Consider the following 26,393-nt stretch of genomic DNA (forward strand, 5'->3'; position numbering starts at 1 on the left):
ATTCTTCAGTCCCGCGTACGCGGAAGAGCCAGTTGCAGCAGCCGTGCTTCGTCCGCTTGATCGCGGGTCAATTCGCCGGTCAGGGCGCCTTCGCTCATCACCAGGATGCGGTCGGAGATGCCCATCACTTCCATCAGGTCGCTGGACACCACGATCACCGCGATGCCACTGGCCGCCAGGTTATGAATGATCTGGTAGATCTCCGATTTCGCACCGATATCAATGCCGCGGGTCGGCTCGTCCAGCAGCAACACTTTCATCGGCATCGACAACCAGCGGCCGAGAATCGCCTTCTGCTGATTGCCGCCCGACAGGAACAGAATCGGCTGGTCCGCCGACGGCGTGCGCACGTTCAGCGCGCTGATCTGCCGCTGGGCGTTGGTGCGTTCCCAGCCGCCCTGGATCAGCCAGCCGAAGCGCGCATGGTCGCGCCGCGCACTGATATTGATGTTCTCTGCAACGCTTGCGCGGGGCACGATGCCTTCCTTCTTGCGGTCCTCGGGGCAGAGCAACACCCCCGCCGCAATCGCATCCCGTGGTGTCTTGAACGTCTGCGCCTGGCCATGCAGCACCAGAGTCCCCTGGGTGCTGCGGGACAGCCCGGCGAGCAGGCGCAACAACTCTGTGCGCCCGGCCCCCACCAGGCCGAACAGCCCGAGAATCTCGCCCTTGTTCACCTGCAGGCTCACCGGTTCCTGCAACCCCGGCCCGAGCAAACCTTCGACTCGCAGCGCTTCACCGCAGTGCTCGCGCGGCCTGTAGTCGTAGATATCCTGGATATCGCGCCCGACCATGCAGTTGACCAACTGGTCGACGTTCAACTGCGTCATGTCCTCGAACGTGCGCACGAAGCGCCCGTCCTTGAACACCGTCACCGCATCGCAGATACGGAACACTTCTTCCATGCGGTGCGACACGTAGAGGATCACCCGGCCTTCATCCCGCAGTCGGGCGATGATCACCATCAGCCGCTCGATCTCACGGGCCGAGAGGCTGCTGGTGGGCTCATCGAACGCAATCACATGGGCGTTGCGCGACATGGCCTTGGCGATTTCCACCAGTTGCCGCTGGCCGAGGGACAGGCTGCCCAGGCGCATGTTCGGATCGATTTCATCCGCCAGGCCCTTGAGCAGTTCCCGTGCCTTGCGCACCATCGCCCCGCGATTGACCACGCCAAAGCGCGACGGCATATGCCCCAGCAAGAGGTTCTCGGCGACGGTCATTTCCGGCACCAGTTGCAGCTCCTGGTGAATCACTGCGATGCCGCTGGCGATGCTGTCGGCCGCCGACTTGAAACTCACGCTGCGTTCGCCCAACTGCAAGCTGCCGCTGTTGGGCGGATAAAAACCGCCGAGGATTTTCAGCAAGGTCGACTTGCCCGCGCCGTTCTCGCCCATCAGCGCATGCACCGAATGGGGCCGCGCTTCGAAGCTGATCTGCGCCAGGGCCTTCACCCCGGGAAACTCCTTGCCGATGCCGTTGAAGCGCAGGCTCTCTGCAGCGGCGCTGTTCATTTCCACAGACCGATCTTGCTCAACTCTTCCTTGAAGTTGGCGCGGGTGATCAGGGTCACGTTATCCAGTGCGGTGAACTTGGCAGGCTCAGTGCCTTTGGTCACCCACTCGAACATCGAGGTCGCAGTTTTATAGCCGGACGCATCGGGGCTGAGCAGCATCGAGCCGTAGAAACCGGTGTCGGATTTCTTCAGTTCTTCGATGGCGTCGGTGCCGTTGATGCCCACGCCAATCACGTTTGTGGCCTTGAAGCCGGCGCTTTCGGTGGCGCGTACGCCGCCCAGTACGGTGCTGTCGTTCATGCCGCCAATCAGCAGGTTTTTCGCGCCGCTGGGCAGTTTCACCAGGGCCGAGTTGGTGGAGTCCATGGCGCCCGGCACGTCGAGGGTTTTCTGCGCGGTGAACAGGATATGGTCAACCGGCAGGCCGGCGGCCTTGAGGCCTTCTACCGAACCGTCGGTGCGCTTCTTGCCGGTTTCCAGCTCGTCGAAGGTATTGATGACGGCGTAGGTGTCCTTCCAGTCCCAGTTGCGATGCTTGGCTTCGGTGGCCATGGCTTCGCCTTGTTTCTGGCCGATCTTGTAGGCGTCCAGGCCGACGTAAGGCACGTCTTCCATGGGCTTGCCCTTGGCGTCGACGAAGCGGTCGTCCACCGCCAGCACTTTGAGGTTATTCAGCTTGGCCTTGGCCATGATCGCAGGGCCCAGGGACACGTCCGGCGGGCAGATCACGAAACCCTTGGCGCCGTTGGCGGCCAGGGTATCGATGGCGGACAGGGTTTTCTCGCCGTCGGGCACGGCGATCTTGATCACGGTGAAACCATGGTCCTTGCCGGCTTTTTCAGCGAAGGCCCATTCGGTCTGGAACCAGGGCTCTTCCGCCTGCTTGACCAGGAAGCCGATCTTTACTTCTTCGGCAGAGGCCAGGCCGCTGAGCGCCATCGTGAGGGCAAGGGTGCCTAGTGTTTTCTTGAGCATGAACCACCTCTTCTTGTTATTTGGAAAAGTTTTAATCGTGGTACATCACCGACCGCCCACCATCGATCATCAGGCAGGTGGCATTGATAAAGGGCGCCTCATCGGTCGCAAGAAACAGTGCCGTCATCGCCACTTCAATCGGCTGGCCGATGCGCTTGGGCGGGTGCAGGTCGAAGGCACGCTGGCGCTCGGCGTGCGGGTCGGCAAAGCCGTTCCAGTAATCGACGTTGAGCTGGGTTTCGATATAGCCCGGCGCGATGGCATTTACGCGGATGCCCTTGGGCGCGTATTCGATGCCCAGGGCGCGGGTCAGCCCGAGCAGGCCGTGCTTGGCCACCGGGTACGGGAAGCAACCGGGAATGATGTGGCTGGAATGGGTGGAGGCGATGTTGATGATGTTGCCGATGCCTTGCTCGATCATGTGCGGCAACACGGTACGGCAGCCGTACCAGGCGCCGTCGAGGTCGATGGCGAAGCAGCGGCGCCAGTCTTCGTCGGTCATTTCCAGCGGGTCGCGGAACACGTTGACGCCGGCGCAATTGACCAGCACATCGACGCGGCCAAAGCGTTCGATAGCGACGTCCACCAGGGCGCGCCATTGATCCTTGGAAGTGATGTCGACAGGTTGTGCGTAGATCTCGGCGCCGTGTTCGCGCCAGTGGGCGGCGACCTGCTCGACCTTCTCGCCCTGGATATCACCGATCACCAGGCGCGCCTGCTGAGCCTGGAAGCAGGCGACGATAGCCTCGCCAATGCCTTGGGCGGCACCGGTGATGACCACGACTTTGTTCTTCAGTCGCTCGCCGTAAGTCGGCTCGGGCACCGGAGGTAACGACAACGGTTGTGCCTGCATCGCTTCACCTGTTTTGTTTTTGGTAGTGAGTGCTGATGCGCAAGACTATAAACCCAGAAACCGAAACATCTCAATATATAAATTATCATCCCACATAGTGAGCAAATATATAAAAAAACCGGCTTTAAAAGCCGGTCCTTTATGCACACTTAACCCTGTGCGAAATCCCTGAGGGCGTCGCCTTCCATGCGGTAGCGTACCCACTCTTCCTGGGGCTGGGCACCGATGGATTTGTAGAACGCGATGGCCGGCTCGTTCCAGTCCAGCACGCTCCACTCGAAACGCCCGCAGCCGTTGTCGCAGGCGATTTTCGCCAGGTGGCGCAGCAACTTCTTGCCCGCCCCGCCACCGCGTTGCTCGGGGTTGATGTACAGGTCTTCGAGGTACAGGCAGTTGCTGCCCAGCCACGTGGAATAGCTGAAAAAGAACACCGCAAAGCCGATCGGCAAACCGTCGCGCAGGCAGATCAGGCCGTGGGCGGTGGCACCTTCACTGAACAGGCTGCGCTCGATGTCCACCACGCTGGCAATCACTTCGTGCCGGGCTTTTTCATAGTCGGCAAGCTCGGTGATGAAGGTCAGGATCTGCGCAGCATCGCTGGGCACGGCGGGGCGAATCTCGATGGTCATGGGCAGGCCTTGTCAGGGAAATAAAGCACACATACTAAGGCGCTTTAATGACCGATTGCAGTGCAATTTGATTCGCGGCTAACCTGCAGGCCATCGACCTTTGAGAATCCCCATGCCCTTCACGCCCTTGACCGACCTCGCCGCGACGTTATTGCCTCACGCCCTTGAGCCTTCGGAAGACGGCGCCCACGACCTGTCCCACTTGCAACGGGTGTGGCACAACGTGCGGTCGATCCAGGCAGAGGAAGGTGGCGATCTGGAGGTGCTGCTGGCGGCGGTGCTGCTCCATGACTGCGTCGCGGTGGAGAAGAATTCGCCGTTGCGTTCCAAGGCCTCAACATTGGCGGCGGACAAGGCCGGGCAGATTTTGCAGGGGTTGGCGTGGCAGCCCGAGACGATTGCAGCGGTGACCCACGCCATCGAGACCCACAGCTTTTCGGCGGGCCTGACGCCGGTGACGCTTGAAGCAAAGATTATGCAGGATGCCGACCGTTTGGACTCCCTGGGCATGATCGGCGTGGCCCGCACATTTTACATCGCCGGGCGCATGGGCAGCGGGCTGTATGACCCGGCTGACCCAACGGCGCAGCATCGCGAGTACGACGACAAGCGCTTTTGCCTCGACCATTTCCAGACCAAGCTGCTGCATCTGGCGGGCGGATTTCAGACGCCGACGGGGCAACGCATGGCCCTGGCGCGCCATGAGCGGTTGAAGGGTTTCATGAACCTGTTCATCGAAGAAATAGGCACGCCATACTCCGCTGCGGGCTAACGCAAGCGCCGCGAACCACAGAACAATCCCACGTGCCGTGCATGGTAAAAAGTTGGGCATAAATCCAACAGACGCAAGGCTCCTCCATGCACGCCTCACCTGCGGTCGGCGGAAAACTGTTCGCCCTTTTCTGCCTCGCCAGCTACCTGCTTTCCCTGTCCTATGGCTCGACATTCTTGCTGTCGCTGCTGATCCATTCGCGCGGCGGCAACGAACACGACGCCGGCAGCGTGATCTCCATGGCGATGCTCAGCACCTTTGTGGCGGTGCTGGTTTCCGGGCATCTGGCCGACCTGCTGGGGGCTGCCAGGTCGATCGCCCTGCTCGGCGTATTGCTGGTGGTGGCGTGCCTGGGCTTTGCGCTGGCGCCGGGGTTCGGCGAGGGCTTGATGTTCTTTGGCTTGTCGTTGGGATTGGGCTGGGGCGTGTTCTACACGTTGGGGCCGATCATCGTCGCGATGCTGGTGGAACCGGCGCAACGGGCCAAGTATTTTGCCCTGCTGTCGGGCAGCATGATGACCGGAATCGGCTCCGGGCCACTGCTGGGGCGGGCGGCAAGTGCCCTGGATTTTTCGCTGACGGCGGCCTTTCATATAGCAGCGCTGGCGAGCCTGGTGGGTGTGCTGATTTTCTGGCGACTGGGTCGCGCGCTGAGTCAACACACCGCGCCGGTGGCGAAGATTTCCTGGTCGGCCACGCGCCAGGTGCTGTCATCGAAAGCGGTGTTCGCGATCATCATGGTGGGCCTCGGCGGTTGCGTGTTTGGCGGGCTGTCGAGTTTCCAGACCAGCTACGCAACGCTGCACGGGCTGGACTATTCGCTGTTCTTCCTGGGCTTCATGAGTGCGGCGATTACCAGCCGCCTGCTGATCGCCGGCATCGTGGTCAAGCGTGATCCGTATTGGGCGGCGTGTGTGTTGTCGGGGTTGATGCTGGTGTCGATTTTCCTGTTCGGGTTCAGGGTCAGCGGCAACTACAGCTACCTGCTGGCAGCCGTCACCCTGGGCGTCGGTTACGGCCTGACGTATTCGGTGATCAATGGTTTGGCTGCGAACGAGGCACCCGCTGGCACCACCTCCCAGGCGTTGCTGTTGTTCAGCCTGGCGTACTTTATCGGGGTGTTCGGTTTCCCGCTGCTGGCGGGCAAGGTCATCGTCGAATACGGCATGCCGACCCTGTTGATGAGCGTACTGGCGGTGGCGCTGCTCAATTGGCTGATCACGGTGGCGCGGTTGATCTGGCGCCGAATCTCGTCACACAAAATCTTACAAGCGACCTAAGACCGTTCGTCGGTATCGAGGCACGAATCACAAACGAGGGCGGACCAATATCAGGTAAGGACATTAATCATATGGAGACACCATCATGACGACTTCCAAATTTGCCGCCCTCGCCCTCACCGGTTTGCTGTCTGCTGTTTCGCTGAGCAGCTTTGCCGCCTCCACAGGTTCCAGCACCGGCCCGACCGACCCTGTCGGCAGCCCGCCCAACCCGGCCGCCCAGGAGTCGAAGGACTCGATGGGTACCGGCATGGACACCAACGGCGGCGCCATCATCGACAACAGCAGGGACCCACGCACCCAAGGCGACGACACCAATCGCAACAGCGGTGCGGTGCCCAACGGCAAAATGGGCCCAGGTGCCACTTCGCCCTCGATCAACAAGGGTGACGACTCCAACATCCCCGGCGCGCCAAAACAGCCCGCGCCTTAATGCGCAAGAAAGACGAACACCCAACCATTTCCCAGTGAAGAGGTATGCATGAACGTCGATCACAACCTTGAAAAAGAAGTCCTCACCCGTCTGCTCCACGCTCATCCCAGTGGGTTGGGCAAAGAAGTGCTGGACAACTACCGAGGTGAAAAAGTGGTGGCCAGCGCCTTGGCCACCTTGCAGGACCGCGGGTGGATCAAGGAAGGCCATGTGACCTGCAACGATGCCGGTGAACATTCGCTGAACCTGCCGATCAAGCTCACCGCGTCCGGCGTGGAAGCGGCTCGCAAGCTGGAAAGCGAAGCGAGCCAATAACACACCTTGCCTGGTCTGGCCCTTGTATCTTGTATGAGGGCCAGAAGGAGTATCGCAATGCCTCGTGGAAGCAAAGCCAAATACCCCACCGAACAGAAGCGCAAGGCCGCCCATATCGAAGCGAGTTATGAGCACCAGGGCTTGTCGAAAGAAGAAGCCGAGGCGCGGGCCTGGGCCACCGTCAACAAGCAGTCTGGCGGCGGCGAAAAGGCCGGCGGTTCAGGCCAGCGCAAGGCGCCGGCGAAGAAGTCCCAGGACCGGCATGAGTCGGCCAAGCGGGCTGCGGCCAGTCGTGAGGGGCATCCGCGTAACAGCCGGGTTTCGCTGGGTACGCAGACCAAGGAAAGCTTGCTGAGAGAAGCGCGTGCCAAGGACATTCCCGGGCGCTCGACCATGCGCAAGGATGAGTTGATTGAGGCGCTGAAAAAGGCCGGTTAACGCGGAACAAAATGTGGGAGCGGGCTTGCTCGCGAAAGCGGTGTATCAGTGCCAGATTCATTGGCTGAGCCACCGCATTCGCGAGCAAGCCCGCTCCCACATTTTTGGTCGGGTTTTCACCCAAGGAATCAGCGGTGGGCGGCCACCAGTAGCATCATTGGGCGCTCAAGCTCTTCTGCCAGTGCGGGACGGGCTTTCAGGTCCGCTTCGCTCGGGCCCCACTCGTCGACATGAGTCAGGGTGAACCCTGCCTGGATCAACAGCGTCAGCAACGTGCCTACCGTGCGATGCTGCTTGATCACGCCATCCGCCAGCCAGTTTGTCACCCGTGGTCCTTGCAACTGGTAGTTGTCCACCGGCCAGCTCTTGTGCCCTTGCTCATCAATCAGCCAGCCCGGCTGCCGGGGCGCCATGAAGATCGGGTGTTCGATAGAAAACACCAACCGCCCGCCCGGGACCAACGCTTGATGGATACGCGCGAACAGGCCCTTAAGATCGACGATGTAATGGAACGCCAATGAGCTGTAGGCCAGGTCGAAAGTGGCATCCGGAAGGTCGAGTTTTTCCAGGTCGGCAATGGCGTAGGTGATGGCCGACGACGAAGTCATCTCCTTTGCCCGCGCCAGCATTTTTTGCGAGACATCCAGCCCCAGCACCTGCTCGGCACCCTGCTCCCGGGCCCAGCGACTGAACCAGCCGTAGCCGCAACCCAGGTCTACGACTTTCAATCCCGACATGGGCGGCAGCATGGATTGCAACGCCGGCCACTCCGGCGCGCCGGCGAGGCCTTCTACCGAGCGGCCCATTTTGCTGTAGCCCTCGAAGAAAACCTCGGTGTCGTAGATGTTCTGGGTCATGACGCTGCTCCGTGCTGAATGGCGACTATTCTGCCGAATCAGCCCTCGCTCAACAACGCATCCACTTCAGCCGTGCCCGGTGACGTGGCCGGCCCCCAGCGCGTGACCGCCAAGGCCGCCGCCGCGTTCGCGCGACGTGCCGCGACAGCTGGCGCCAAACCATTGGCCAGGCCGGCGATAAACACCCCGGCGTGAGCATCGCCGGCACCGTTGCTGTCCACCGCCTTGACCTTGAATCCCGGCACATGCTCGGCCTGGCCATTACGGCTGGTCCAGCAGCCATTCGGTCCATCGCGCACCACCAGCAAGGTCTCGGCGGGCAAGTGCTCGTTGAGCTTGAGCAATGCCCCCGCCAGATCGCTCGCGCCGGTAAAGGCCAGCGCTTCCGGACCGTTGCTGGTCCAGATATCGATACGCGGCAACAGGGCGACCATCAAGGCCGAGTCCGGTGCCTTCACCAGCGGGCCCGGATCGAACACCACCGTGATCTGGCGCGGCAATGCCAATAGCCAATCGAGCAACGCCTGGGCCTTGCCTTCCAGCAGCAGGCTGTAGCCACTGACGTACACGTAGTCGTCGTCGCGTGGTACCGCATTGGCCAGGTCTTGCGCCAGCAAGTCACCCTCAGCGCCAATATGGGAAATGAAGGTGCGCTCGGTGGTGGCTTCGGTCAGGGACACACACAGGCCTGTGTCCTTGTCGTCGCTGGCGGCCAAGGCCATTTCAATGCCCTCGGCCTGCATCGCCGCGCGCGCCAGGTCGCCGAAGCGGCCGGTGCCATGGCGGCCCAGGTAGACCACCGGCAAGCCATTGCGTCGGGCCGCGGCCATCACGTTGAAGCCACCGCCGGCTTCGAAGCTGGCGGAGTTGGCCAATACATCGCCACCGGTGGCAGGCAATGTGTCGAGGGACATGACCAGGTCGACGATGACCTGGCCGCTGTGCAGCAATCTAGACATTAGCGCTCTCTACCAAAGCCGGGCGACGATCAGCCGCGCCCCCCAGTACCGCATAAATCCCGCCGGCCACCAGGAAGGTGACGATCCAGCCCAGGCCGTTGTGGCCCAGCCACGAATCGGACAGCGGACCGGCGAACCAGATGTTCTCGGCCGTGGTGCCGATGGTGGTGAAGCTGAAGCCCAGCACGATCGCAATCGCCCAGGCGCCGAACGCACGCCATTCAACTCCGCCACGGTACCAGTAGGCGCTGCTTGGCGTTACGTCCAGCAGGTCTTTGGGGCTGTAGTAGTGGCGATGAATCAGGTCGACGACAAAGATCCCGACCCAGGCGGTGATCGGTACCGCCAGCAACGAGATGAAGGTGATGAACGGGCCGTAGAAGCTGTCGGCGATCAGCATGAAGTAGATCGAACCGGCGAAGATCGCAACGATGTCGACGATCACCGCGTGCACGCGCTTGACCTTCAAACCGAGGGTCAAGGTGGTGAGGCCCGCCGAGTACACCGACAGGTTATTCGACAGCAACAGCCCGCCAAACGCGGTGATCAGGTACGGCACCGCCATCCAGGTCGGCAGCATGTCGCGGATCGCGATGATCGGGTCAGTGGCCGACGCCAGGTCATTGTTGCCCACCGACAGCAAGCCGCCGAGGGTGATCAACAGCACCAGCGGAATCCCCGCACCGAATGCCGCGGAGGCCACCAGGCGCACGGCCTTGACGCTGCGGTGCTGGTAGCGCGACATGTCGGCACCGGCGTTGGCCCAGCCGATACCGGTACCGGCGGCCATGGTGCCAACGCCGATGATCATCGCGCTCAACGGCGCAGGCGTGGCGTTGAATACCGCGCTCCAGTCGATGGTGGCGCAGAGGAAACCGCCCACCAGGATATTCAGTGCGCCGAACACGTAGGTGGCCCACTTCTGGATCACCAGCAAGGTGGCATGGCCCAGGCCCGACACGGCGAGGGTCAGCAGCACGAAGATGCCGATGAACAGCAGGGTCAGTACCGGCGCGCTTTTGGCGGCAACCGGCGAGTTGAACAGGATCGAGCACAACGACAACAGCACGAACGCAGCCGTAGTGGTGTTGACGGTTTCCCAGCCGAGGCGCGACATCAGCGACACCAGCGTCGGGCCGATATTGCCGCGTACGCCAAAGATCGCCCGGGACAGGGTCAGGCTCGGTGCACGGCCACGACGGCCGGCGATGGAGATGATGCCGACCACCGCAAACGAACCGGCAGCGCCGAGGATTGCGACGATGATCGCCTGCCAGATCGCCAGGCCGCGAAACGCCACGAGGGTCGCGCCCAGGGGCAAGCCGAGGATGCTGATGTTAGCCGCAAACCAGACCCAGAACAGTTGCAGCGGATGGCCGTTGCACTCGCCTTCCGGGACCGGCTCGATGCCGCGTGTTTCCAATTGCCCGGCGCTTTGGCCGGAAGAGGACGTACTCATGGTGGGGTGCTCCTGATGCCTGTTTTTTTGTGGTTGTGGCAGGTTGGCAAGTTGAATCTGTGTGCCGGTCTTCCTGACTCGACTGGATCAATGTGGGAGCGGGCTTGCTCGCGAAAGCGGTGTGTCAGGCAACGCATGTGTCACTGATGCACCGCTTTCGCGAGCAAGCCCGCTCCCACATTTTTTAATCTGCGGTGCTCAGCGCAGATCGAGCAGGCCTTGGACCAAGGGTTCCAGTTCCAGGCCGTTCACCTGCTTGACCTGTTCGATCATCGCCTCAGGCCAGCACTGCATCCCCAGGCACGCACCGAGCATCGCGCCGAGAATCGCGGCGATGGTGTCGGTGTCGCCGCCGAGGCTGGCGGCCATGCACAGGGCTTCGATGGCGTTCATTTCACCCACCGCGACTTGCTGCGCGAGGGCAAACGACACGACCACCGATTCCTGGGACGCAACGGAGGTGCCGATCAATTCGTAAAGCAGGTCGGTAAACAGCGCCTTGTCGCCGCTGTCGACACTCAAGGTGCGCGCCCAACTGATGCGGGTGGCGATGCGCCCGCCGGCAATCCAGTGGCCGTGGTTTTCCGCCTGCTGGGCGATCTGCGTGCCGATGTTCAGCGCTTCGCCCAGATCGACGCCGTTGATCCCGGCGGAAACCACCGCCGCCACCGCCGCCGCGCTGGAGATGCCCAGGTTGGTGTTATGGGTGACCTGGCACGCCTGGATCACCGCCTGGATAAAATGCGCCGGGTCGTTGACGTCCGCCGCGATGCCCACCGGGGTGATGCGCATGGCGGCGCCGTTGGTGGTGCCGTAGCGACCGGACTCTTCCGGGGTATGGCCCGCCAGGATCATGTCGATCGCACGCTTGGTCGAGGGGCCCAGCAAATCCTGGGAGCCCTTGGCGCGCATCACCGCTTCCCAGTCGATCAAACGTTGGGCGAGTTCGGTGGGTTCAATCCTGCCCTGCCCGTCCACCAGCAACTGGCCGACGAGGATCGCCTGTTCGGTGTCATCGGTGATCGAGCCCTTGGGCATGTTCGGCGCGATCGGCTGATCGGCGTCGGCATCTTCCAGGCCGGTGATCGCGCCGAAACGCGCCTTGACCTGCTCGCGGCTCAGGGACTGGGTGGGCATGCCCAACGCATCGCCCAGGGCCAGGCCGTAGAAGGCGCCGAGGGCGCGGGTGGTGGCGGTCATGTCGGTGTTCCAAATTGAAGGTGCAAGCGGAAATGCAGAGGGTCGAGCAAGCTTTCGACGGATTCCATGAAGCGGTCCTGGCGGTCGTAGGTGGTGCGCAGGGCCTTGAGGAACACCGTGCCCACCGGGCGCCCCAGGAGCTGGGCGTCTTCTTCGTTCAGAGGCTCGGCACCGATCCATTGGTTGCCGGTGGCGCCGACATAGCCATAGGCCGCCAGGGTGATGGTCAGGGAATTATCGATCAGGCCGACTTGCGGCAGGCTTTCCAGGCCACCCGAGGCCGGCATCAGCGAGCGCTCCAGGGAAACGAACGTGCCGTCGGCAGCGCGACGGCGGCGGTCGAGGGCGATGAATTGGTCGCTGCCGTGACGGCTGAGCAGGTCCGGGCGGGTGACCGCTTCCAGGCGCAGGATTTCGGAGGTCACCACCGCGCCGGTGTCGGCCAGGGCTTGGGCCCAGCCGCTGCGCTGGTCGAGCACCATGCCGTCGAAGGTGACGATGGAGCCGACACCGCTTTGGGTGGCGATGTAGCTGCGGCGCTTGAGTTCGGCCAGGGCTTCACGCAGGGTGCCGCGGCTGACGGAAAACTCTTCGGCCAGTTGGTGCTCGCCCGGCAGCAGGACACCGTCGGCCATCACTCCACCCTCGATACGGCGGATCAGCTCGTCGACGACGCGTTTTTTCTTATCAAATCGGACATGTCTAATCATGTACAAATTGATAACCGAAAGAGCCCGGCTACAGCAAGCGAATTATTTCAGGGAGAGCGAGAAATCAGCCTCAGGGCTCCAGGCCGATGGGGAAAAATACCCCGCCGCTCCAGACGCCAAGCCAGTTCTTACCGTTGATCGGACGGGTCACCGCCAGCTCCACCAACTGGTAGAACGCATTGCGGTGAACCAGGGCTTCGAGGTTGGTGCGCACCCGCAGGTATGGCGAGGGTTCCTGGGTGTCCGGGTCGATCACCACCCGCAGCGGATGCTCGATACCGGCCTCGACCTGCTCATCCACGTTGGTGGTAAAGCGCAGGACCTGGCTTTCGCCCTGCCCTTCGACTTCCAGGGTCACGGCGACGAAGGGCGCGTCATCGACCTTGATCCCGACCTTTTCCACCGGGGTGATCAGGAAATAATCATCGCCATCGCGGCGGATGATGTTGGAGAACAGCTTGACCATCGGCTTGCGGCCAATCGGCGTGCCCATGTAGAACCAGGTGCCGTCACGGGCGATGCGCATGTCGATATCGCCGCAAAACGCCGGGTTCCACAGATGCACCGGCGCGGGCCCCTTGCCCTTGGGCAATTGCGCCAACAACTCATTGGCCTTGGCCGAATCGGTCATGCTGCTCTCCTTGTGTCTTACTGATCGCTCATGCCCAACAGGCTGCGCGCGTAGTGCGCCAGGGGCTTGCCGATCAGATCTTCAGGCTTGTTGTCGTGGAACGTCAGTAAACCGCCACGGCTATGGATGCGCACAGTATCAATCAAATATTGGGTACTGGTCTCGATCAACATGACCTGGATGGTTCCGGTGTCGATACCCAGGCGATCCACCGCCTCCTGGTCAGACCATTCATCGGCGTTGCCGATACGGTCATCCGCCTGGGCGAAGCGGCAGTACAGCAGGTAATGCGCACCCGCCGCGCGGGCTTCCGACATCGCCTGCTCGAGGCCTTCCGGCTTGCGGGCGCGGCGGACCATCGGGAAATATTCGACAAAGCCGTTGAAGGCTTCCTCGGCCACCACGTTAGGCCGTGGATAAGCACTGCCCGGCGGGGTGAAGGCGCCCTGGGCGATGAAGACGAAGGAGTCCGGCTGTATGCGGACCGAATTGACGCGGCGAGTATCGCTGTGGTCCAGCAGCCCGGCATCGCTCATCTGATAGCGCGTGCCTTCGGCCATATCACTGACGGTCATGCAGCCACCCAGCGCGAGTGACGCCAGCACCAAAACCAGACTACGCATCCTAATTCTCCAGAGGCCGGTGACGGAAAACCGGCGAATGGGCACGAGATGCAGATTTTGCGCCAGCTTGCGAGACTAGCCGCCGATGATCTTCATGATGGTGGCGCCGCCGGAGAAGGCCACTTCCTGCTTGTCACCCAAGGCCTTGACCAACAAGCGCTGCAAGGCCGGCAGGGCCTGGTGGCGGGGTTTGTCCAGCAGGTCGCCGACGTAGTGGCGGTTGCTCGACGACAGGCAGCCATGCAGCCAGCCAGTGGACGACAGGCGCAAACGCGAACAGGTCCGGCAGAACGGCACGCTTTCGTTGGCAATGACACCGAAGAAACCTTTGCCGGGCACTTCGTAGCGCACGGCAGTGGCGTCCACCGGGGCGTTGGCTTGCAGGTATTCGTACTGTTCGCCGATCAGGCTGAGCAATTGCTGAAGGCTGACGAATTGCTGCAGGAACGCGTTGGAATCGTTGGCGAGGTGGCCCATGCGCATCAATTCGATAAAGCGCAACTCGTAGCCACGCTCCAGGCAGTAGTCGAGCAGCGGCATCACCTGGTCGAGGTTCTGGCCGCGCAGCGGCACCATGTTGACCTTGATCTTGATTCCGGCGGCGCTCGCCTGGTCCATGCCATCGAGCACGGTGGCCAGGTCGCCACCGCGAGCGATGCTGCGGAAGGCGTCGGCGTCCAGGGTGTCGAGGGACACGTTGATCCGGCGAATCCCGGCGTCCACCAGCAGCGGCAGTTTGCGCGCCAGCAGTTGGCCGTTGGTGGTCAGGCTGATATCACTGAGCCCCATCGGCCCCACCGCGCCCATGAAGGCTTCCAGCTTGGGGCTGACCAACGGTTCACCGCCGGTAATCCGCAGGCGCTCGATGCCGGCGGCCTCGATCAGGTACTCGACACCCCGCGCCATCGCCTCGGCCGACAGTTCGTCCTGCGCAGCCACCAGCCGCTTGCCGTTGGGCACGCAGTAGGTACAGGCGTAATTGCAGGCTGAGGTCAGGCTGATCCGCAAATTGCGGAATCGCCTGCCTTGACGATCAACGATCATGGATCACTCCGGCAGAGGATAATTCGGGCGCACTAAAACCTGACTGAAAAATCAAGTTTTAGCAAGGTCCTTGCCTGAGTATATTCCTGGGTTACTGCGCTGGGCAGGAAATCATATCGCCATCACGCTGGCGAATGATTCAAGTGGCCGGCGTTTCGGCGTTCGGCAAATCAGTGCTGTGCTTGCGCTTGTTGCCCATGCGCACGCCGATGTCCATCAGGAACTGGAAGAAACCTTCCTGGTCTTCCAGCACATTGCTCCAGAACGGCGAGTGGTACAACGCCACGGCGCCGTGCACCAACGCCCAGGCGGCGCAGTAGTGGAAATACGGTGGCACGTCTTCGAGCTTGCCTTCGCTGATACGGCCCTTGATCAGCAGGGTCAGGCGTTCGAAGTTCGAGGCACGGATCTTGTGCAGCTCCTCGACCATTTCCGGCACCTGATGGCCCTTCACCACTTTTTCTTCCAGGCGATCAAACAAGCGGTAGCGCTGCGGGTCACGCATGCGGAACTCGAAGTAGGCGCGGGACAGCGCTTCCTTGTCCTTGTCGACATCGGCCGAGTGCAGCAGCTCGTTCAGGTCGCGCTCGTAGTCGAGCATCAGGCGCAGGTAGATCTCGGCCTTGGACTTGAAGTGCTTGTAGATGGTGCCTTTGCCGATACCCACGGCATCCGCAATCATCTCGACGGTGACGCTGTCTTCACCCTGGTCGAGGAACAGCTTGAGTGCGGTGTCGAGAATTTCCTGCTCGCGGCGGCGAAACTCACGGACCTTGCGGGGTTCTTTGTGCATAAGAAAAAGGTCTGCAGAGATGGATATTGGAAGGGCGTTCGCTCCCCAAGCCGTGCTTGTCGGAACGTTTTACCCGGTGCGCGGGATTATCCCGACTGAACGGTCGTTGGGCAACGCCTATATGAACAACCTTTGCACTTAACTTACAACACGCCAACGAATGTGCCGATTCGAGTCAGAAATAAAACAGGTGATTGGCGCGTGTGCATCGCATCCAATGAGAACTCAACCGAAGCGGGCGTATTCCAAATCTGTTTAAAAAACGATCAGATGTGGCTGGACTGAATCGGATACTGATCAATACTTGAAATGTCGGCGTGGCATCTCCCCCAAGTGACGCGTCGACCTGGGTACCGACGGACTGCGTACCCTTGTTTTACTCCTAATGGTCTTAGCCCGGATTCACCCCCCAGAACCCGGGTTTTTTTTGCCTGCGATTCAGTGGCCGACGTGGGCCAGCGGGAACAGGCGCTTGAAGTTTTCGGTGGTCTGTTCGGCAAAGCGCTCGTAGGACTCGCCCCGCAGCATCGCCAGGTAATCCGCCACATCCCGTACGTATTCCGGCAGGTTGGGTTTGCCGCGATGGGGAATTGGCGCCAGGTACGGCGAATCGGTTTCCACCAGCAGGCGGTCTGCCGGGACCTGGCGCGCGACATCGCGCAGGGCATCGGCGTTGCGGAAGGTCACGATGCCCGACAAGGAAATGTAGAAACCAAGGTCCAGCGCGGCCTTGGCCATGTCCCAGTCTTCAGTGAAGCAATGCAGCACACCAGCCTGGGGCAGCGCGGCTTCGCGCAGCAGGGTCAGGGTGTCGGCACGGGCGCCACGGGTGTGGACGATCACCGGCTTGCCAGTCTGCTGGGCGGCTTGCAGGTGCAGACGGAACGACGCCTGCTGCAACTCGGCAGCTTCCGGTTCGTAGTGGTAATCCAGGCCGGTCTCACCGATGGCCACCACGCGCGGGTGATTGAGTTCACCGAGCAGCCAGTCGAGGGCCGGGGCTTCGCCGGGCTTGAGGTCCAGCGGGTGAATGCCCACCGAGCAGTCGACATCGGCATAACGATCGGCCAGGGCTTTGACGTCGGCGGCGTTTTCCGCGCTGACGCCGATGCACAGGAAGTGCCCTACCCCGCGCTGGCGCGCAGCTTCAAGGGCGGCGTCGAGGGAGCCGCCGTGCTGGGCCAGGTCGAGGCGATCAAGGTGGCAATGGGAATCTACGAGCATAGGGATCTACAACTTGAGTCACGGAAAGTGTCTGGCCAACGATACACCCGTCGGCCACTGAAATTAACGGCGGCCGAGCAAACCGACCCACTGCACCAGCAAGGCCTCAAGCAACAGCACGCGATTGAGGTTGGCCTTGCCGAGGACCTTCTGGCGTTGGGCGAGGATCCAGTCCTGGATGTTCAGCACCTTGTCCTGGGCGCTCTTCTGCGCCAGGTATTGCACGACTTTGCGCATGTCCGGCAGCCCAAGGCCGTTTTCGTCCTGGGTCAGCTGGTAGCGCAGGATCAGGCTCGACCAGTCGCAAAACCAGTCGAACAGCAGCAGCAAGGGAATGTCTTTCCAGGCGCTTTCGGCCAGTTGCGTGGCCGACACTTCCTGCTTGAGCAGTTTCTTCACCCCGTCCACCACCAGCGCACGCTGTTCACGCACGCCCTGGGCCTGGAGCTTGACCGCCGCCAGGGGCGAACCGGCCGCCAGGGTCAGCAACTCGACGCGCTCTGCCTCGCCGCAGTCCGGCAACGCCTGCGCCAGCCACTGCAGGCTCATGGCTTCGCTCGGCAACGGGCAGGCCTGCTGCACGCAGCGGCTGCGAATGGTCGGCAGCAGGCGGCTGGACTGGTGGCTGACCAGCAGCAGCACGGTATCGCCGGACGGTTCTTCCAGGCTCTTGAGCAAGGCGTTGGCGGCGTTGATGTTCATCGACTCCACCGGTTCGATCAGCACCACCTTGCGCCCGCCCATCTGCGCGGTCTGCACCACGAAGCTGACCAGATCACGCACCTGGTCGACCTTGATCGCCTTGTCGGCCTCTTCCGGTTCCAGCAGATAGTTGTCCGGGTGGCTGCCGGCCTTGAGCAGCATGCAGGATTTACATTCGCCGCAGGCTTCCAGGCCGTTGGGCCGCTGGCACAACAAGCTGGCCATCAGCCGCTCGGCCAGGGCGCGCTTGCCGATGCCCACCGGGCCGTGGAGCAGGTAGGCGTGGGCGTGCTGGGCACGGCCCGCCAGTTGCTGCCAGAGGCTGTCCTGCCACGGGTAGGCTTCAGCCACGGACACGCTCCACAAGCTTCGGCAACAGGGCGTCAATGCACTGCTGAACCTGAGTCAACGGTTGTGCGGCGTCCAACAGGTAGTAACGGGCGGGGTCGGCTTCGGCGCGCTTGAGAAACGCGCCGCGCACAGCTTCAAAAAAGACTCGGGTTTCCAGTTCGAAACGATCGAGGCGACCCCGGGCGGTGGCACGGGCCATGCCGACTTCCACCGGGAGATCGAACACCAGGGTCAGATCGGGCCGCAAATCGCCCTGGACGAAGGTCTCCAAGGCCGCAATGCGCTCCAGGGACAAGCCACGACCGCCGCCCTGATAGGCATAGGTGGAATCGGTAAACCGGTCACAAATCACCACGGCGCCCCGGGCCAGTGCCGGGCGAATGACTTCGGCCAGGTGCTGGGCGCGGGCGGCGAACACCAGCAACAGCTCGGTGTCGGGGTTCATCTGTTCGTCGCCCGGGGTCAGCAGCACTTCACGGATACGCTCGGCCAGTGGCGTGCCGCCAGGCTCACGGGTCAGCAGCACCTCGATACCTTCGGCGCGCAGGCGCTCGGCCAGGTATTCACGATTGGTGCTCTTGCCGGCGCCTTCCGGGCCTTCCAGGGTAATAAACAAGCCAGTCACAGGCAGTCCTTAGTCAGAGTCATTGCGGGCTTTGCGGTGCGGCGTCATCGGGTGCCGGAGCCGGCTCGGCGGGCGTATCCAGCGGCGCGTCCGCAGGCTTTGCCGCCGGCGCCGGGCTGGAACGGTAATCGGCGCGACGCTTCATCTGGAACTCACGCACTGCTGCGTTATGCGCATCCAGGTTATCCGAGAAAATATGGCTGCCATCGCCTCGGGCAACGAAATACAGGCTGCTGCCCGCCACCGGGTTCAGCGCAGCATGAATCGCCTCCCGCCCGACCATGGCGATCGGCGTCGGCGGCAGGCCGGCGATCACGTAGGTGTTGTAGGGCGTGGCTTCCTTGAGGTGCGCGCGGGTCAACTTGCCGGTGTAGCGCTCGCCGAGGCCGTAGATCACCGTCGGGTCGGTTTGCAGCAGCATGCCGATCTGCATGCGCCGCACGAATACCCCGGCGATCTGGCCGCGCTCTTCCGGCACGCCGGTTTCTTTCTCCACCAGCGAGGCCATGATCAGCGCTTGATAGGGGTCGGTGTAAGGCGCATCGGCCGCGCGCTTGCTCCACTCCTGGGCGAGGACATCGTCCAGACGGTTGTAGGATTTTTTCAGCAGTTCAACGTCGCTCATGCCGCGCACGAAGCGGTAGGTGTCCGGGAAGAAGCGCCCTTCAGGAAATACGCCCGGGTGACCGAGTTTTTCCATCACCTCGCTGTCACTCAGGCCGGACAGGGTCTGCTCGATCTTTTCATGCTTGGCCAGGGCCGCGCGCACCTGGCGGAAGTTCCAGCCTTCCACCAGCGTAATGCTGTACTGCACCACTTCGCCACGCCGCCACAGGCCGATCAGTCCCTCGGCGGTGAGGCCCGGGGTCATGCGGTATTCGCCGCTGTGCAGCGGCTGGCCGTCGAGGTTGAAGCGCCAGTAGAGACGCAACCAGAACGCATCCTTGAGCACGCCGTCATTTTCCAGGCGATTGAAGGTGCCGGTGGGCGTCGCGCCAGCCGGTACATCCAGCAATTGCTCCTGGGTCAGATTCAGGGGCTGTTCAAGGGCCGAGTTCAGCTTCCAGGCCGAAGCGCCCAGCAGCAAACCCGCCAGGACCACACCGATCTCCAGCAACAATATAAATTTACGTCTCAAATCAAATATCCAATAGTGCGCGAACAATGCCCTGCAGTTTACGGGTGAGCGGCCCAACCGGCCAGCTCATCGCAGCACATCCGCGCACCGGCCAAATGCCATATACGCTGTTGCACACCAAGACTTCATCGGCCTGTTGCAGCTGCTCAAGGCTGATATCGGCCACGCTTGTCGGGATGCCCAACGCCTGCGCCTGGGCCAACAGCTCGGCCCGCATGACGCCGGCGACGCCGCAGCGTTTCAGATCAGCGGTCAGCAACACGCCGTCACACACCAGGAACAGGTTGCTGAACACGCCTTCGATGACTCGACCGGACATATCCAGCATCAAACCTTCGGCGTGTTCGGCATCCTGCCACTCGGCGCGGGCGAACACCTGTTCCAGTCGATTGAGATGCTTGAGGCCGGCGAGCAACGGTTGCTCGGACAAACGCGTGGTACACGCAAACAGGCGGATGCCTGACGCTGCATGTTCCGGGGGATAAGTGGCAGGTGGACTGCCTTGCAGAATGCGCCGCGCCGGAGCGCCAGCACTGATGCCATAACCGCGCTGGCTATCGCCACGGGTCAGGATCAACTTGAGTACACCGTCACCGAGGGCGGCGGCGTAGGCCAGCAATTCGCTGCGGATCAGGGGTTGATCCGCAACAATCGCCAACCGCCTGCAACCTTCTTCAAGGCGCTGCAGGTGGCGGTCAAGCAGCACGGGCTGCCCGGCCTTGACGGCAATGGTCTCGAACAGCCCATCACCGTATGCCAGGCCACGGTCTTTCAGGGGCACTGCGCCCGCCGGCTGACCGTCGACCCAGCTCTCCATCACTCGGCGAACCGGCGGAACACCAGGGAACCGTTGGTACCACCAAAACCGAACGAGTTGGACAGCACCACGTCGATCGGCATCTTCTGCGGCTCGTGAGGCACGAAGTTCAGGTCGCAGCCCTCATCCGGTTCATCGAGGTTGATGGTCGGCGGAGCGACCTGATCCTTGATGGCCAGCACGCTGAAGATTGCCTCGACCGCGCCCGCCGCACCCAACAGGTGCCCGGTCATGGACTTGGTGGAACTGACCGCCAGCTTGTAGGCATGCTCGCCGAACACCGACTTGATGGCCTCGGCTTCCGCCAGGTCGCCGGTCGGGGTCGAAGTGCCATGGGCATTGATGTACTGCACCTGGTCAACGTTGACCTTGGCATCACGCAACGCATTGGTGATGCAGCGTGCAGCACCCGCGCCGTCCGACGGAGGCGAGGTCATGTGGTACGCATCACCGCTCATGCCGAAACCAATCAGCTCGGCGTAGATGGTGGCGCCACGGGCCTTCGCGTGCTCCAGCTCTTCGAGTACCAGCGCACCGGCACCGTCGGCCAGAACAAAACCGTCACGGCCCTTGTCCCACGGACGGCTGGCACGGGTCGGCTCGTCATTGCGGGTCGACAACGCACGGGACGCGCCGAAGCCGCCCATGCCCAAACCGCAGGCGGCCATCTCGGCACCGCCAGCGATCATCACGTCGGCCTCGTCATAGGCGATATTGCGCGCCGCCATGCCGATGCAGTGAGTGCCCGTGGTGCACGCCGTGGAAATGGCGTAGTTAGGCCCCTGGGCACCCAAGTGGATGGACAGGAAACCGGAAATCATGTTGATGATCGAGCCAGGCACGAAGAACGGTGAAATTCTGCGAGGGCCGGACTCATGCAGGGTGCGGCTGGTTTCTTCGATATTGGTCAGACCGCCAATACCCGAACCCATGGCCACGCCGATGCGCTCACGGTTGGCGTCGGTGACTTCCAGGCCGGCATTACGCACCGCCTGAAAACCGGCTGCCAGGCCGTATTGAATGAACAGGTCGAGTTTGCGGGACTCTTTGACCGAGAGATATTCCTCGACATTGAAGTCCTTTACCGAGCCGCCAAAACGGGTGGAATAGGCAGAAAGGTCCGTGTGTTCGATCAGACCAATACCACTGCGGCCAGCCAGAATGCCCTGCCAACTGCTCGGCACATCCGTACCCAGTGGCGACAACATACCCATACCGGTGACTACGACGCGTCTACGCGACACAGCACTCTCCTTTTTCTAATGACGACACTTTGCATCAGGCTTAAAGGAAAAAACCGCACGCCATAGGGCAGTGCGGTTTTTCCATCACAGCAAGCGACGATTACAAACTATTACGCCTGGTGGCTAGTAACGTAGTCGATAGCAGCTTGAACGGTAGTGATTTTTTCAGCTTCTTCGTCCGGGATTTCGGTCTCGAATTCCTCTTCCAGAGCCATCACCAGCTCAACGGTGTCAAGGGAGTCGGCACCCAGGTCTTCAACGAAGGAAGCGCTGTTGGTCACTTCTTCTTCTTTAACGCCCAGTTGCTCGGCAACGATTTTCTTGACGCGCTCTTCGATGGTGCTCATACCTTGTTTTCACTCCTAATGGACAAATTCAGGCAGCTGGCCAGTGGGTAAGTGTATAGAAAGACTTTTCAGCTTTTCAACTGAAAGCTTCACCCTCGTACCCTATTGGCCATCTGCCTATAAATAGATTGCAGCTTTATAACGGATTTTAGACAGCTCGTATGACATTTTTTTGAAGCGATCCGTCACAATTTAACTCATGTACATCCCGCCGTTCACCGGGATTGTAGCCCCAGTCACGTATGCCGCACCGTCGGATGCCAGGAAAGCGACCACATTCGCGATCTCTTGAGCCTGGCCCAGACGGCCCAGCGGAATCTGCGTCAGCAACGCTTCACGCTGCGCTTCAGGCAATTCGCGGGTCATATCGGTGTCGATGAACCCTGGGGCCACCGAGTTGACCGTAATCGACCGCGAGCCTACTTCACGCGCCAATGCACGGCTGAAACCTTCCAGACCGGCCTTGGCGGCTGCGTAGTTTACTTGGCCTGCGTTGCCCATGGCACCCACAACAGAGCCAATATTGATAATTCGCCCCCAACGAGCCTTGGTCATGCCGCGCAAAACACCCTTGGACAGGCGAAACAGACTGTTCAGGTTGGTATCAACGACGTCATGCCACTCGTCGTCTTTCATACGCATCATCAGGTTATCGCGGGTAATACCGGCATTGTTCACCAGAATAGCCGGTGCACCGAATTGCGCCGTGATTTCAGCCAATACGGCCGCCACGGACTCATCGCTGGTCACGTTAAGCTCAAGACCGGTGCCCTGGACGCCGTTTTCCTTCAGCGTCGCGGCAATACGTTCAGCGCCGGCGGCGGAGGTTGCGGTACCGATGACCACAGCGCCCAGACGGCCCAGCTCCAGGGCGATCGCCTGGCCAATGCCACGGCTTGCGCCGGTGACCAGTGCAACTTTACCTTGCAGACTCATGCAGGCTTCTCCTAGGTTCGGAAATTAACGTCAGGCCAGGGCTGCGCGAGCGGCAGCGAAGGCATCCGGGGTATTGAGGTTGGAAGTCGACACGCCTTCGGCGCAACGCTTGTTCAGGCCGGCGAGGACTTTGCCCGGGCCGCACTCTACCAATTGGGTGGCGCCGTTGGCGGCCAGGGTCTGCACCGACTCAACCCAGCGAACCGGCTTGTACAGCTGTTCCAGCAGATCGCGCTTGAGGGTTTCCAGGTCAGAGGCCACGGCGGCACTGACGTTCTGCACCAACGGAATCTGCGGCGCCTGCCAGTTGATCGCAGCGATCGACTCGGCGAAACGCTCGGCAGCCGGGCGCATCAGTTCGCAGTGGGACGGCACGCTGACCGGCAACGGCAACGCACGCTTGGCGCCACGGGCCTTGCAGCCTTCGATGGCGCGCTCTACCGCCGCCTTGGCGCCGGCGATCACCACCTGGCCAGGGGAGTTGAAGTTCACGGCGCTTACCACTTCGCCCTGGGCCGCTTCGGCGCAGGCGGCAATCACGTCAGCATCTTCCAGGCCGAGAATGGCAGCCATGCCGCCCTGCCCGGCAGGAACCGCTTCCTGCATCAACTGGCCACGACGCTCCACCAGCTTGACCGCTTCACCGAGGGTCAGGCTGCCAGCAGCTACCAGGGCGCTGTATTCGCCCAGGCTATGACCGGCAACGTAGGCCGGACGCGCACCGCCTTCAGCCAGCCACAGGCGCCACAGGGCGATGGAGGCGGTGAGGATGGCGGGTTGGGTCTTGTCGGTTTGATTGAGCAGCTCTTCCGGCCCTTGCTGGGTCAGTGCCCACAGGTCGTAACCCAAGGCATCGGAGGCTTCCTTGAAAGTGTCCAGGACCAACTGATGTTCCGCGCCCAGCTCGGCCAACATGCCGAGGGACTGCGAACCCTGCCCTGGAAAGACGAATGCGAGGGATGTAGACATGTAACAAGCCCCTAATGATCTGGTCGTCGGAAATTGGCGCCCCACACGTGGGAGCGCAAGAAACTGACAGATTGGATGGTCAATTGAACTGGCCGGTCACATTTAAGCATTTCCGGCCCGATTCGCCTAAGGCAACAGATCCTCAAGGCGGCCGTGCAAGCGTTGCGGCAGGTTTTCCTGGATCTCGATCAAGGCGCGCTGGATGGCACTTTGAAAACCCTGCACCCCCGCCGAACCATGACTTTTCACCACGATGCCCTGCAACCCGAGGAAACTCGCACCATTGTGCCGCGCCGGAGCCAGGTCAGCCTGCAAGCGCCGCATCAAGGGCAGCGCCAGGGCGCCAACCAGGCGTGACGCCAGGTTGCGCTTGAACAAGGCCTCAATGCGCGCAGCAATCATCGTCGCCAGGCCCTCGCTGGACTTGAGCAGGATATTGCCGACAAACCCGTCGCACACCACCACGTCGGCTTCGCCGCGGTACAGACCGTCACCCTCGACAAAGCCGATGTAGTTCAAGCCTCGCGCGCTTTGCAACAGCGTCGCCGCCAGCTTGACCTGCTGGTTGCCCTTGATGTCTTCGGTGCCGATATTCAGCAGCGCCACCCGAGGCCGGGCCACGCCCAGCGCTTCGGCCGCCACCGAGCCCATCAGGGCAAAGTGCAGCAGATGCTCGGCACTGCAATCGACGTTCGCCCCCAGGTCCAGCAACTGGCAATAGCCCTGCTGGGTCGGAATAGCCGCAACCATCGCCGGCCGGTCAATGCCCGGCAGGGTTTTCAGCACATGCCGGGACAACGCCATCAACGCCCCGGTATTGCCGGCACTGACACAGGCCTGGGCCTTGCCATCGCGTACCAGCTCAAGCGCCACCCGCATCGAAGAATCAGGCTTGCCGCGCAAGGCCTGCGCAGGCTTTTCATCCATGGTGATGGTTTCGCTGGCCGGTGTAATAGTCAGGCGCGCGCGATCCACCGCCGGATGGCTGGCAATCAGTTCTTCAAGTAAGGAGGGTTGACCGACGAGGGTCAGGTGCAGCGAGGGCGTGGCAGACAGGCAAGCAATGCAGGCCTGAACAATGCTGCGGGGACCGAAGTCCCCGCCCATTGCGTCAATCGCGATGACTTGAGCAGACAAGTGATTACTCGTCAGCGCCCTTGTCGATCACTTTACGGCCACGGTATACGCCTTCTGGCGATACGTGGTGACGCAGGTGAACTTCACCGGTGGTTTTTTCTACAGACAGAGTGCTTGCCGTCAGGGCGTCGTGCGAACGACGCATGTCACGGGCAGAGCGGGATTTTTTGTTCTGCTGAACAGCCATAATTGATTAACTCCTAAACGTTTGGGTCACGCTTTAACTGCGCCAATACACTGAACGGGTTGGACCGCGTTACCTCGTCCTCGCTCGGTTCGGGCTCATCGAGACCCGCCGGCTGCTGGCATTCTTCCGGATGATGAGCAGGCACAATGGGCAAGGCGAGCAAAAGCTCCTCCTCGATCAGTGACTGCAGATCCAAAGGATCTTCGCCCAGTTCCAGCACGTCATAACCTTTCGGCAACGACTGGGTATTCGCACCCTCTTTCACCACAGCATAACTGCATTCGCTGTGGATCGGCAGGGTGACCAGCTCAAGACAACGCTGGCAAACCATTTTGACTTCGGTGTCGATAAAGCTGTGGATTACCACAGACTTACGTTCATCTCGTTCAAAAACGAATTTAGCCTGCACCGTACCGACAGTGTCGGAAAGCGGGTCGCAGAGTCTCTCCAAATCGGCCAGGAGCAGCTCACCTTGAAGGGTGGTGCCACGATCAGCCAATTTGCGCGGGTCAACGTGAGGTGGAATCGGGTCATTCAACATAGGCGCAGCATTATAGGGATGCACCCGGCCATGTCAAAGGAAATTCAGCCCTGTCCGTCACCGGGCCTCCCCGCTAGAATCCGCGACTGCCTTGAGGAGACGCCCATGCTGCCTTTATTACTCGCTTCCAGCTCGGTTTATCGCCGGGAATTGTTGAACCGCCTGCACCTGCCGTTCATCTGCAGCTCGCCGGATATCGACGAAAGCCACCGCCGGGACGAGTCCGCCGTGGAGCTGGTCAAGCGCCTGGCCGAGGAAAAGGCCCGTGCCCTGGCTGACAGCCATCCGGGCCACCTGATCATCGGCTCGGACCAGGTCGCCGCGCTCGACGGCCAGATCATCGGCAAGCCCCACACCTTCGAGAAAGCCCGTGAGCAACTGCTGGCGGCCAGCGGCAAGCGCGTCAGCTTCCTCACCGGCCTGGCTGTACTGAACAGCGCCACCGGCCATTGCCAGGTCGACTGCATCCCCTTCACCGTACACATGCGCACGCTGGACGCCGCACGCATCGAACGCTACCTGCGCATCGAGCAGCCCTACGACTGCGCTGGCAGCTTCAAGGCCGAAGGCCTGGGGGTGAGCCTGTTTCAAAGCACCGACGGGCCAGACGCCACCAGCCTGGTCGGACTGCCGCTGATCCGACTGGTGGACATGCTACTGGCCGAAGGCGTACAGATTCCCTGAGAAC

31 protein-coding genes are annotated in these 26,393 nt (G+C 61.6%); 6 read left to right on the top strand and 25 right to left on the bottom strand.

Features of this window, described 5'->3' with window-relative positions; all coding sequences use genetic code 11:
- Positions 1-5 precede the first annotated feature (5 nt).
- The 4 genes from araG to HX873_RS15220 form a co-directional block, all read right to left on the bottom strand.
- A complete protein-coding gene (gene araG, locus HX873_RS15205; RefSeq protein WP_004371233.1) occupies positions 6-1,514 on the bottom strand; it encodes an L-arabinose ABC transporter ATP-binding protein AraG in 1,509 nt (502 codons plus the stop codon).
- Positions 1,511-2,491, bottom strand: coding sequence for a substrate-binding domain-containing protein (locus tag HX873_RS15210; RefSeq protein WP_008434927.1), 981 nt, complete (start codon positions 2,489-2,491; stop codon positions 1,511-1,513). Before HX873_RS15210 ends, araG begins: the two co-directional genes overlap by 4 nt.
- Before the next feature lie 31 nt (positions 2,492-2,522).
- Positions 2,523-3,344 (bottom strand): SDR family oxidoreductase, encoded by an 822-nt coding sequence (locus HX873_RS15215; protein ID WP_004371237.1) that lies wholly within the window; start codon positions 3,342-3,344, stop codon positions 2,523-2,525.
- Positions 3,345-3,493: 149 nt separating this feature from the next.
- Entirely contained in the window at positions 3,494-3,973 is a 480-nt protein-coding gene (locus tag HX873_RS15220; protein WP_004371239.1) for a GNAT family N-acetyltransferase, read from the bottom strand.
- Positions 3,974-4,085: 112 nt separating this feature from the next.
- Between HX873_RS15220 and HX873_RS15225 the strand changes: the two genes are divergently transcribed.
- From HX873_RS15225 to HX873_RS15245, 5 genes are all read left to right on the top strand, one after another.
- On the top strand, positions 4,086-4,745 hold the full coding sequence (locus HX873_RS15225; protein ID WP_004371242.1) for an HD domain-containing protein: 660 nt from the start codon (positions 4,086-4,088) through the stop codon (positions 4,743-4,745).
- Positions 4,746-4,831: 86 nt separating this feature from the next.
- Positions 4,832-6,025: an MFS transporter gene (locus tag HX873_RS15230; protein WP_087692765.1), complete on the top strand. Its 1,194-nt coding sequence runs from the start codon at positions 4,832-4,834 to the stop codon at positions 6,023-6,025.
- Between the two features lie 85 nt (positions 6,026-6,110).
- On the top strand, positions 6,111-6,458 hold the full coding sequence (locus HX873_RS15235) for a hypothetical protein (RefSeq protein WP_008434934.1): 348 nt from the start codon (positions 6,111-6,113) through the stop codon (positions 6,456-6,458).
- A gap of 48 nt (positions 6,459-6,506) precedes the next feature.
- Positions 6,507-6,773 (top strand): hypothetical protein, encoded by a 267-nt coding sequence (locus HX873_RS15240; protein WP_087692767.1) that lies wholly within the window; start codon positions 6,507-6,509, stop codon positions 6,771-6,773.
- Positions 6,774-6,830: 57 nt separating this feature from the next.
- Positions 6,831-7,211, top strand: a complete 381-nt coding sequence (locus HX873_RS15245) for a Rho termination factor N-terminal domain-containing protein (RefSeq protein ID WP_177122859.1) — start codon at positions 6,831-6,833, stop codon at positions 7,209-7,211.
- Between the two features lie 128 nt (positions 7,212-7,339).
- Here the strand turns inward: HX873_RS15245 and HX873_RS15250 are convergent, their stop codons facing one another.
- The 21 genes from HX873_RS15250 to HX873_RS15350 form a co-directional block, all read right to left on the bottom strand.
- Positions 7,340-8,068 carry a bifunctional 2-polyprenyl-6-hydroxyphenol methylase/3-demethylubiquinol 3-O-methyltransferase UbiG gene (locus HX873_RS15250; RefSeq protein ID WP_177122860.1) on the bottom strand — a complete coding sequence of 243 codons (729 nt, stop codon included), beginning with the start codon at positions 8,066-8,068 and terminating at the stop codon, positions 7,340-7,342.
- Positions 8,069-8,106: 38 nt separating this feature from the next.
- Positions 8,107-9,027: a PfkB family carbohydrate kinase gene (locus HX873_RS15255; RefSeq protein WP_177122861.1), complete on the bottom strand. Its 921-nt coding sequence runs from the start codon at positions 9,025-9,027 to the stop codon at positions 8,107-8,109.
- Entirely contained in the window at positions 9,020-10,486 is a 1,467-nt protein-coding gene (locus tag HX873_RS15260) for a cytosine permease (RefSeq protein ID WP_008434943.1), read from the bottom strand. The genes HX873_RS15255 and HX873_RS15260 overlap by 8 nt, the downstream gene beginning before the upstream one ends.
- 198 nt (positions 10,487-10,684) lie before the next feature.
- The gene (locus tag HX873_RS15265) at positions 10,685-11,686 is read right to left on the bottom strand and encodes an ADP-ribosylglycohydrolase family protein (RefSeq protein ID WP_177122862.1); all 1,002 of its coding nucleotides are present in this window, start codon (positions 11,684-11,686) and stop codon (positions 10,685-10,687) included.
- Complete coding sequence (locus HX873_RS15270) at positions 11,683-12,396, bottom strand: GntR family transcriptional regulator (protein WP_080673275.1); 714 nt, start codon at positions 12,394-12,396, stop codon at positions 11,683-11,685. The genes HX873_RS15265 and HX873_RS15270 overlap by 4 nt, the downstream gene beginning before the upstream one ends.
- A 70-nt stretch (positions 12,397-12,466) precedes the next feature.
- Entirely contained in the window at positions 12,467-13,027 is a 561-nt protein-coding gene (locus HX873_RS15275; RefSeq protein WP_102369697.1) for a DUF1285 domain-containing protein, read from the bottom strand.
- Between the two features lie 17 nt (positions 13,028-13,044).
- Positions 13,045-13,650 carry a DUF4823 domain-containing protein gene (locus HX873_RS15280; protein ID WP_004371272.1) on the bottom strand — a complete coding sequence of 202 codons (606 nt, stop codon included), beginning with the start codon at positions 13,648-13,650 and terminating at the stop codon, positions 13,045-13,047.
- Between the two features lie 75 nt (positions 13,651-13,725).
- Positions 13,726-14,694 carry a GTP 3',8-cyclase MoaA gene (locus tag HX873_RS15285; protein WP_177122863.1) on the bottom strand — a complete coding sequence of 323 codons (969 nt, stop codon included), beginning with the start codon at positions 14,692-14,694 and terminating at the stop codon, positions 13,726-13,728.
- Between the two features lie 139 nt (positions 14,695-14,833).
- On the bottom strand, positions 14,834-15,487 hold the full coding sequence (locus HX873_RS15290; protein WP_004371278.1) for a TetR/AcrR family transcriptional regulator: 654 nt from the start codon (positions 15,485-15,487) through the stop codon (positions 14,834-14,836).
- Positions 15,488-15,925: 438 nt separating this feature from the next.
- Positions 15,926-16,711, bottom strand: a complete 786-nt coding sequence (locus HX873_RS15295; RefSeq protein WP_017475806.1) for a TatD family hydrolase — start codon at positions 16,709-16,711, stop codon at positions 15,926-15,928.
- A gap of 63 nt (positions 16,712-16,774) precedes the next feature.
- Positions 16,775-17,764 carry a DNA polymerase III subunit delta' gene (locus tag HX873_RS15300; RefSeq protein ID WP_004371282.1) on the bottom strand — a complete coding sequence of 330 codons (990 nt, stop codon included), beginning with the start codon at positions 17,762-17,764 and terminating at the stop codon, positions 16,775-16,777.
- Positions 17,757-18,389, bottom strand: a complete 633-nt coding sequence (gene tmk, locus HX873_RS15305) for a dTMP kinase (RefSeq protein WP_008434959.1) — start codon at positions 18,387-18,389, stop codon at positions 17,757-17,759. The genes HX873_RS15300 and tmk overlap by 8 nt, the downstream gene beginning before the upstream one ends.
- Before the next feature lie 19 nt (positions 18,390-18,408).
- On the bottom strand, positions 18,409-19,527 hold the full coding sequence (gene mltG / locus HX873_RS15310; protein ID WP_177122864.1) for an endolytic transglycosylase MltG: 1,119 nt from the start codon (positions 19,525-19,527) through the stop codon (positions 18,409-18,411).
- A gap of 1 nt (position 19,528) precedes the next feature.
- On the bottom strand, positions 19,529-20,344 hold the full coding sequence (gene pabC / locus HX873_RS15315) for an aminodeoxychorismate lyase (protein WP_177122865.1): 816 nt from the start codon (positions 20,342-20,344) through the stop codon (positions 19,529-19,531).
- On the bottom strand, positions 20,344-21,588 hold the full coding sequence (gene fabF / locus HX873_RS15320; protein ID WP_004371291.1) for a beta-ketoacyl-ACP synthase II: 1,245 nt from the start codon (positions 21,586-21,588) through the stop codon (positions 20,344-20,346). The genes pabC and fabF overlap by 1 nt, the downstream gene beginning before the upstream one ends.
- A 110-nt stretch (positions 21,589-21,698) precedes the next feature.
- Entirely contained in the window at positions 21,699-21,935 is a 237-nt protein-coding gene (gene acpP, locus HX873_RS15325; protein WP_004371293.1) for an acyl carrier protein, read from the bottom strand.
- Between the two features lie 192 nt (positions 21,936-22,127).
- Positions 22,128-22,871: a 3-oxoacyl-ACP reductase FabG gene (gene fabG / locus HX873_RS15330; RefSeq protein ID WP_004371297.1), complete on the bottom strand. Its 744-nt coding sequence runs from the start codon at positions 22,869-22,871 to the stop codon at positions 22,128-22,130.
- Between the two features lie 30 nt (positions 22,872-22,901).
- Positions 22,902-23,840, bottom strand: coding sequence for an ACP S-malonyltransferase (gene fabD, locus HX873_RS15335; protein ID WP_023659248.1), 939 nt, complete (start codon positions 23,838-23,840; stop codon positions 22,902-22,904).
- A 126-nt stretch (positions 23,841-23,966) separates the two neighbouring features.
- Positions 23,967-24,977: a phosphate acyltransferase PlsX gene (plsX, locus tag HX873_RS15340; protein ID WP_080673274.1), complete on the bottom strand. Its 1,011-nt coding sequence runs from the start codon at positions 24,975-24,977 to the stop codon at positions 23,967-23,969.
- A 4-nt stretch (positions 24,978-24,981) separates the two neighbouring features.
- A complete protein-coding gene (gene rpmF, locus HX873_RS15345; protein WP_004371305.1) occupies positions 24,982-25,164 on the bottom strand; it encodes a 50S ribosomal protein L32 in 183 nt (60 codons plus the stop codon).
- Between the two features lie 13 nt (positions 25,165-25,177).
- A complete protein-coding gene (locus HX873_RS15350) occupies positions 25,178-25,705 on the bottom strand; it encodes a YceD family protein (protein WP_004371317.1) in 528 nt (175 codons plus the stop codon).
- A gap of 105 nt (positions 25,706-25,810) precedes the next feature.
- On the opposite strand from HX873_RS15350, the gene HX873_RS15355 reads away from it, so the two are divergent.
- The gene (locus tag HX873_RS15355; RefSeq protein ID WP_177122866.1) at positions 25,811-26,389 is read left to right on the top strand and encodes a nucleoside triphosphate pyrophosphatase; all 579 of its coding nucleotides are present in this window, start codon (positions 25,811-25,813) and stop codon (positions 26,387-26,389) included.
- Positions 26,390-26,393 lie beyond the last annotated feature (4 nt).

The sequence above is a fragment of the Pseudomonas sp. P7758 genome, assembly GCF_013386485.1.
Taxonomy (GTDB): domain Bacteria; phylum Pseudomonadota; class Gammaproteobacteria; order Pseudomonadales; family Pseudomonadaceae; genus Aquipseudomonas.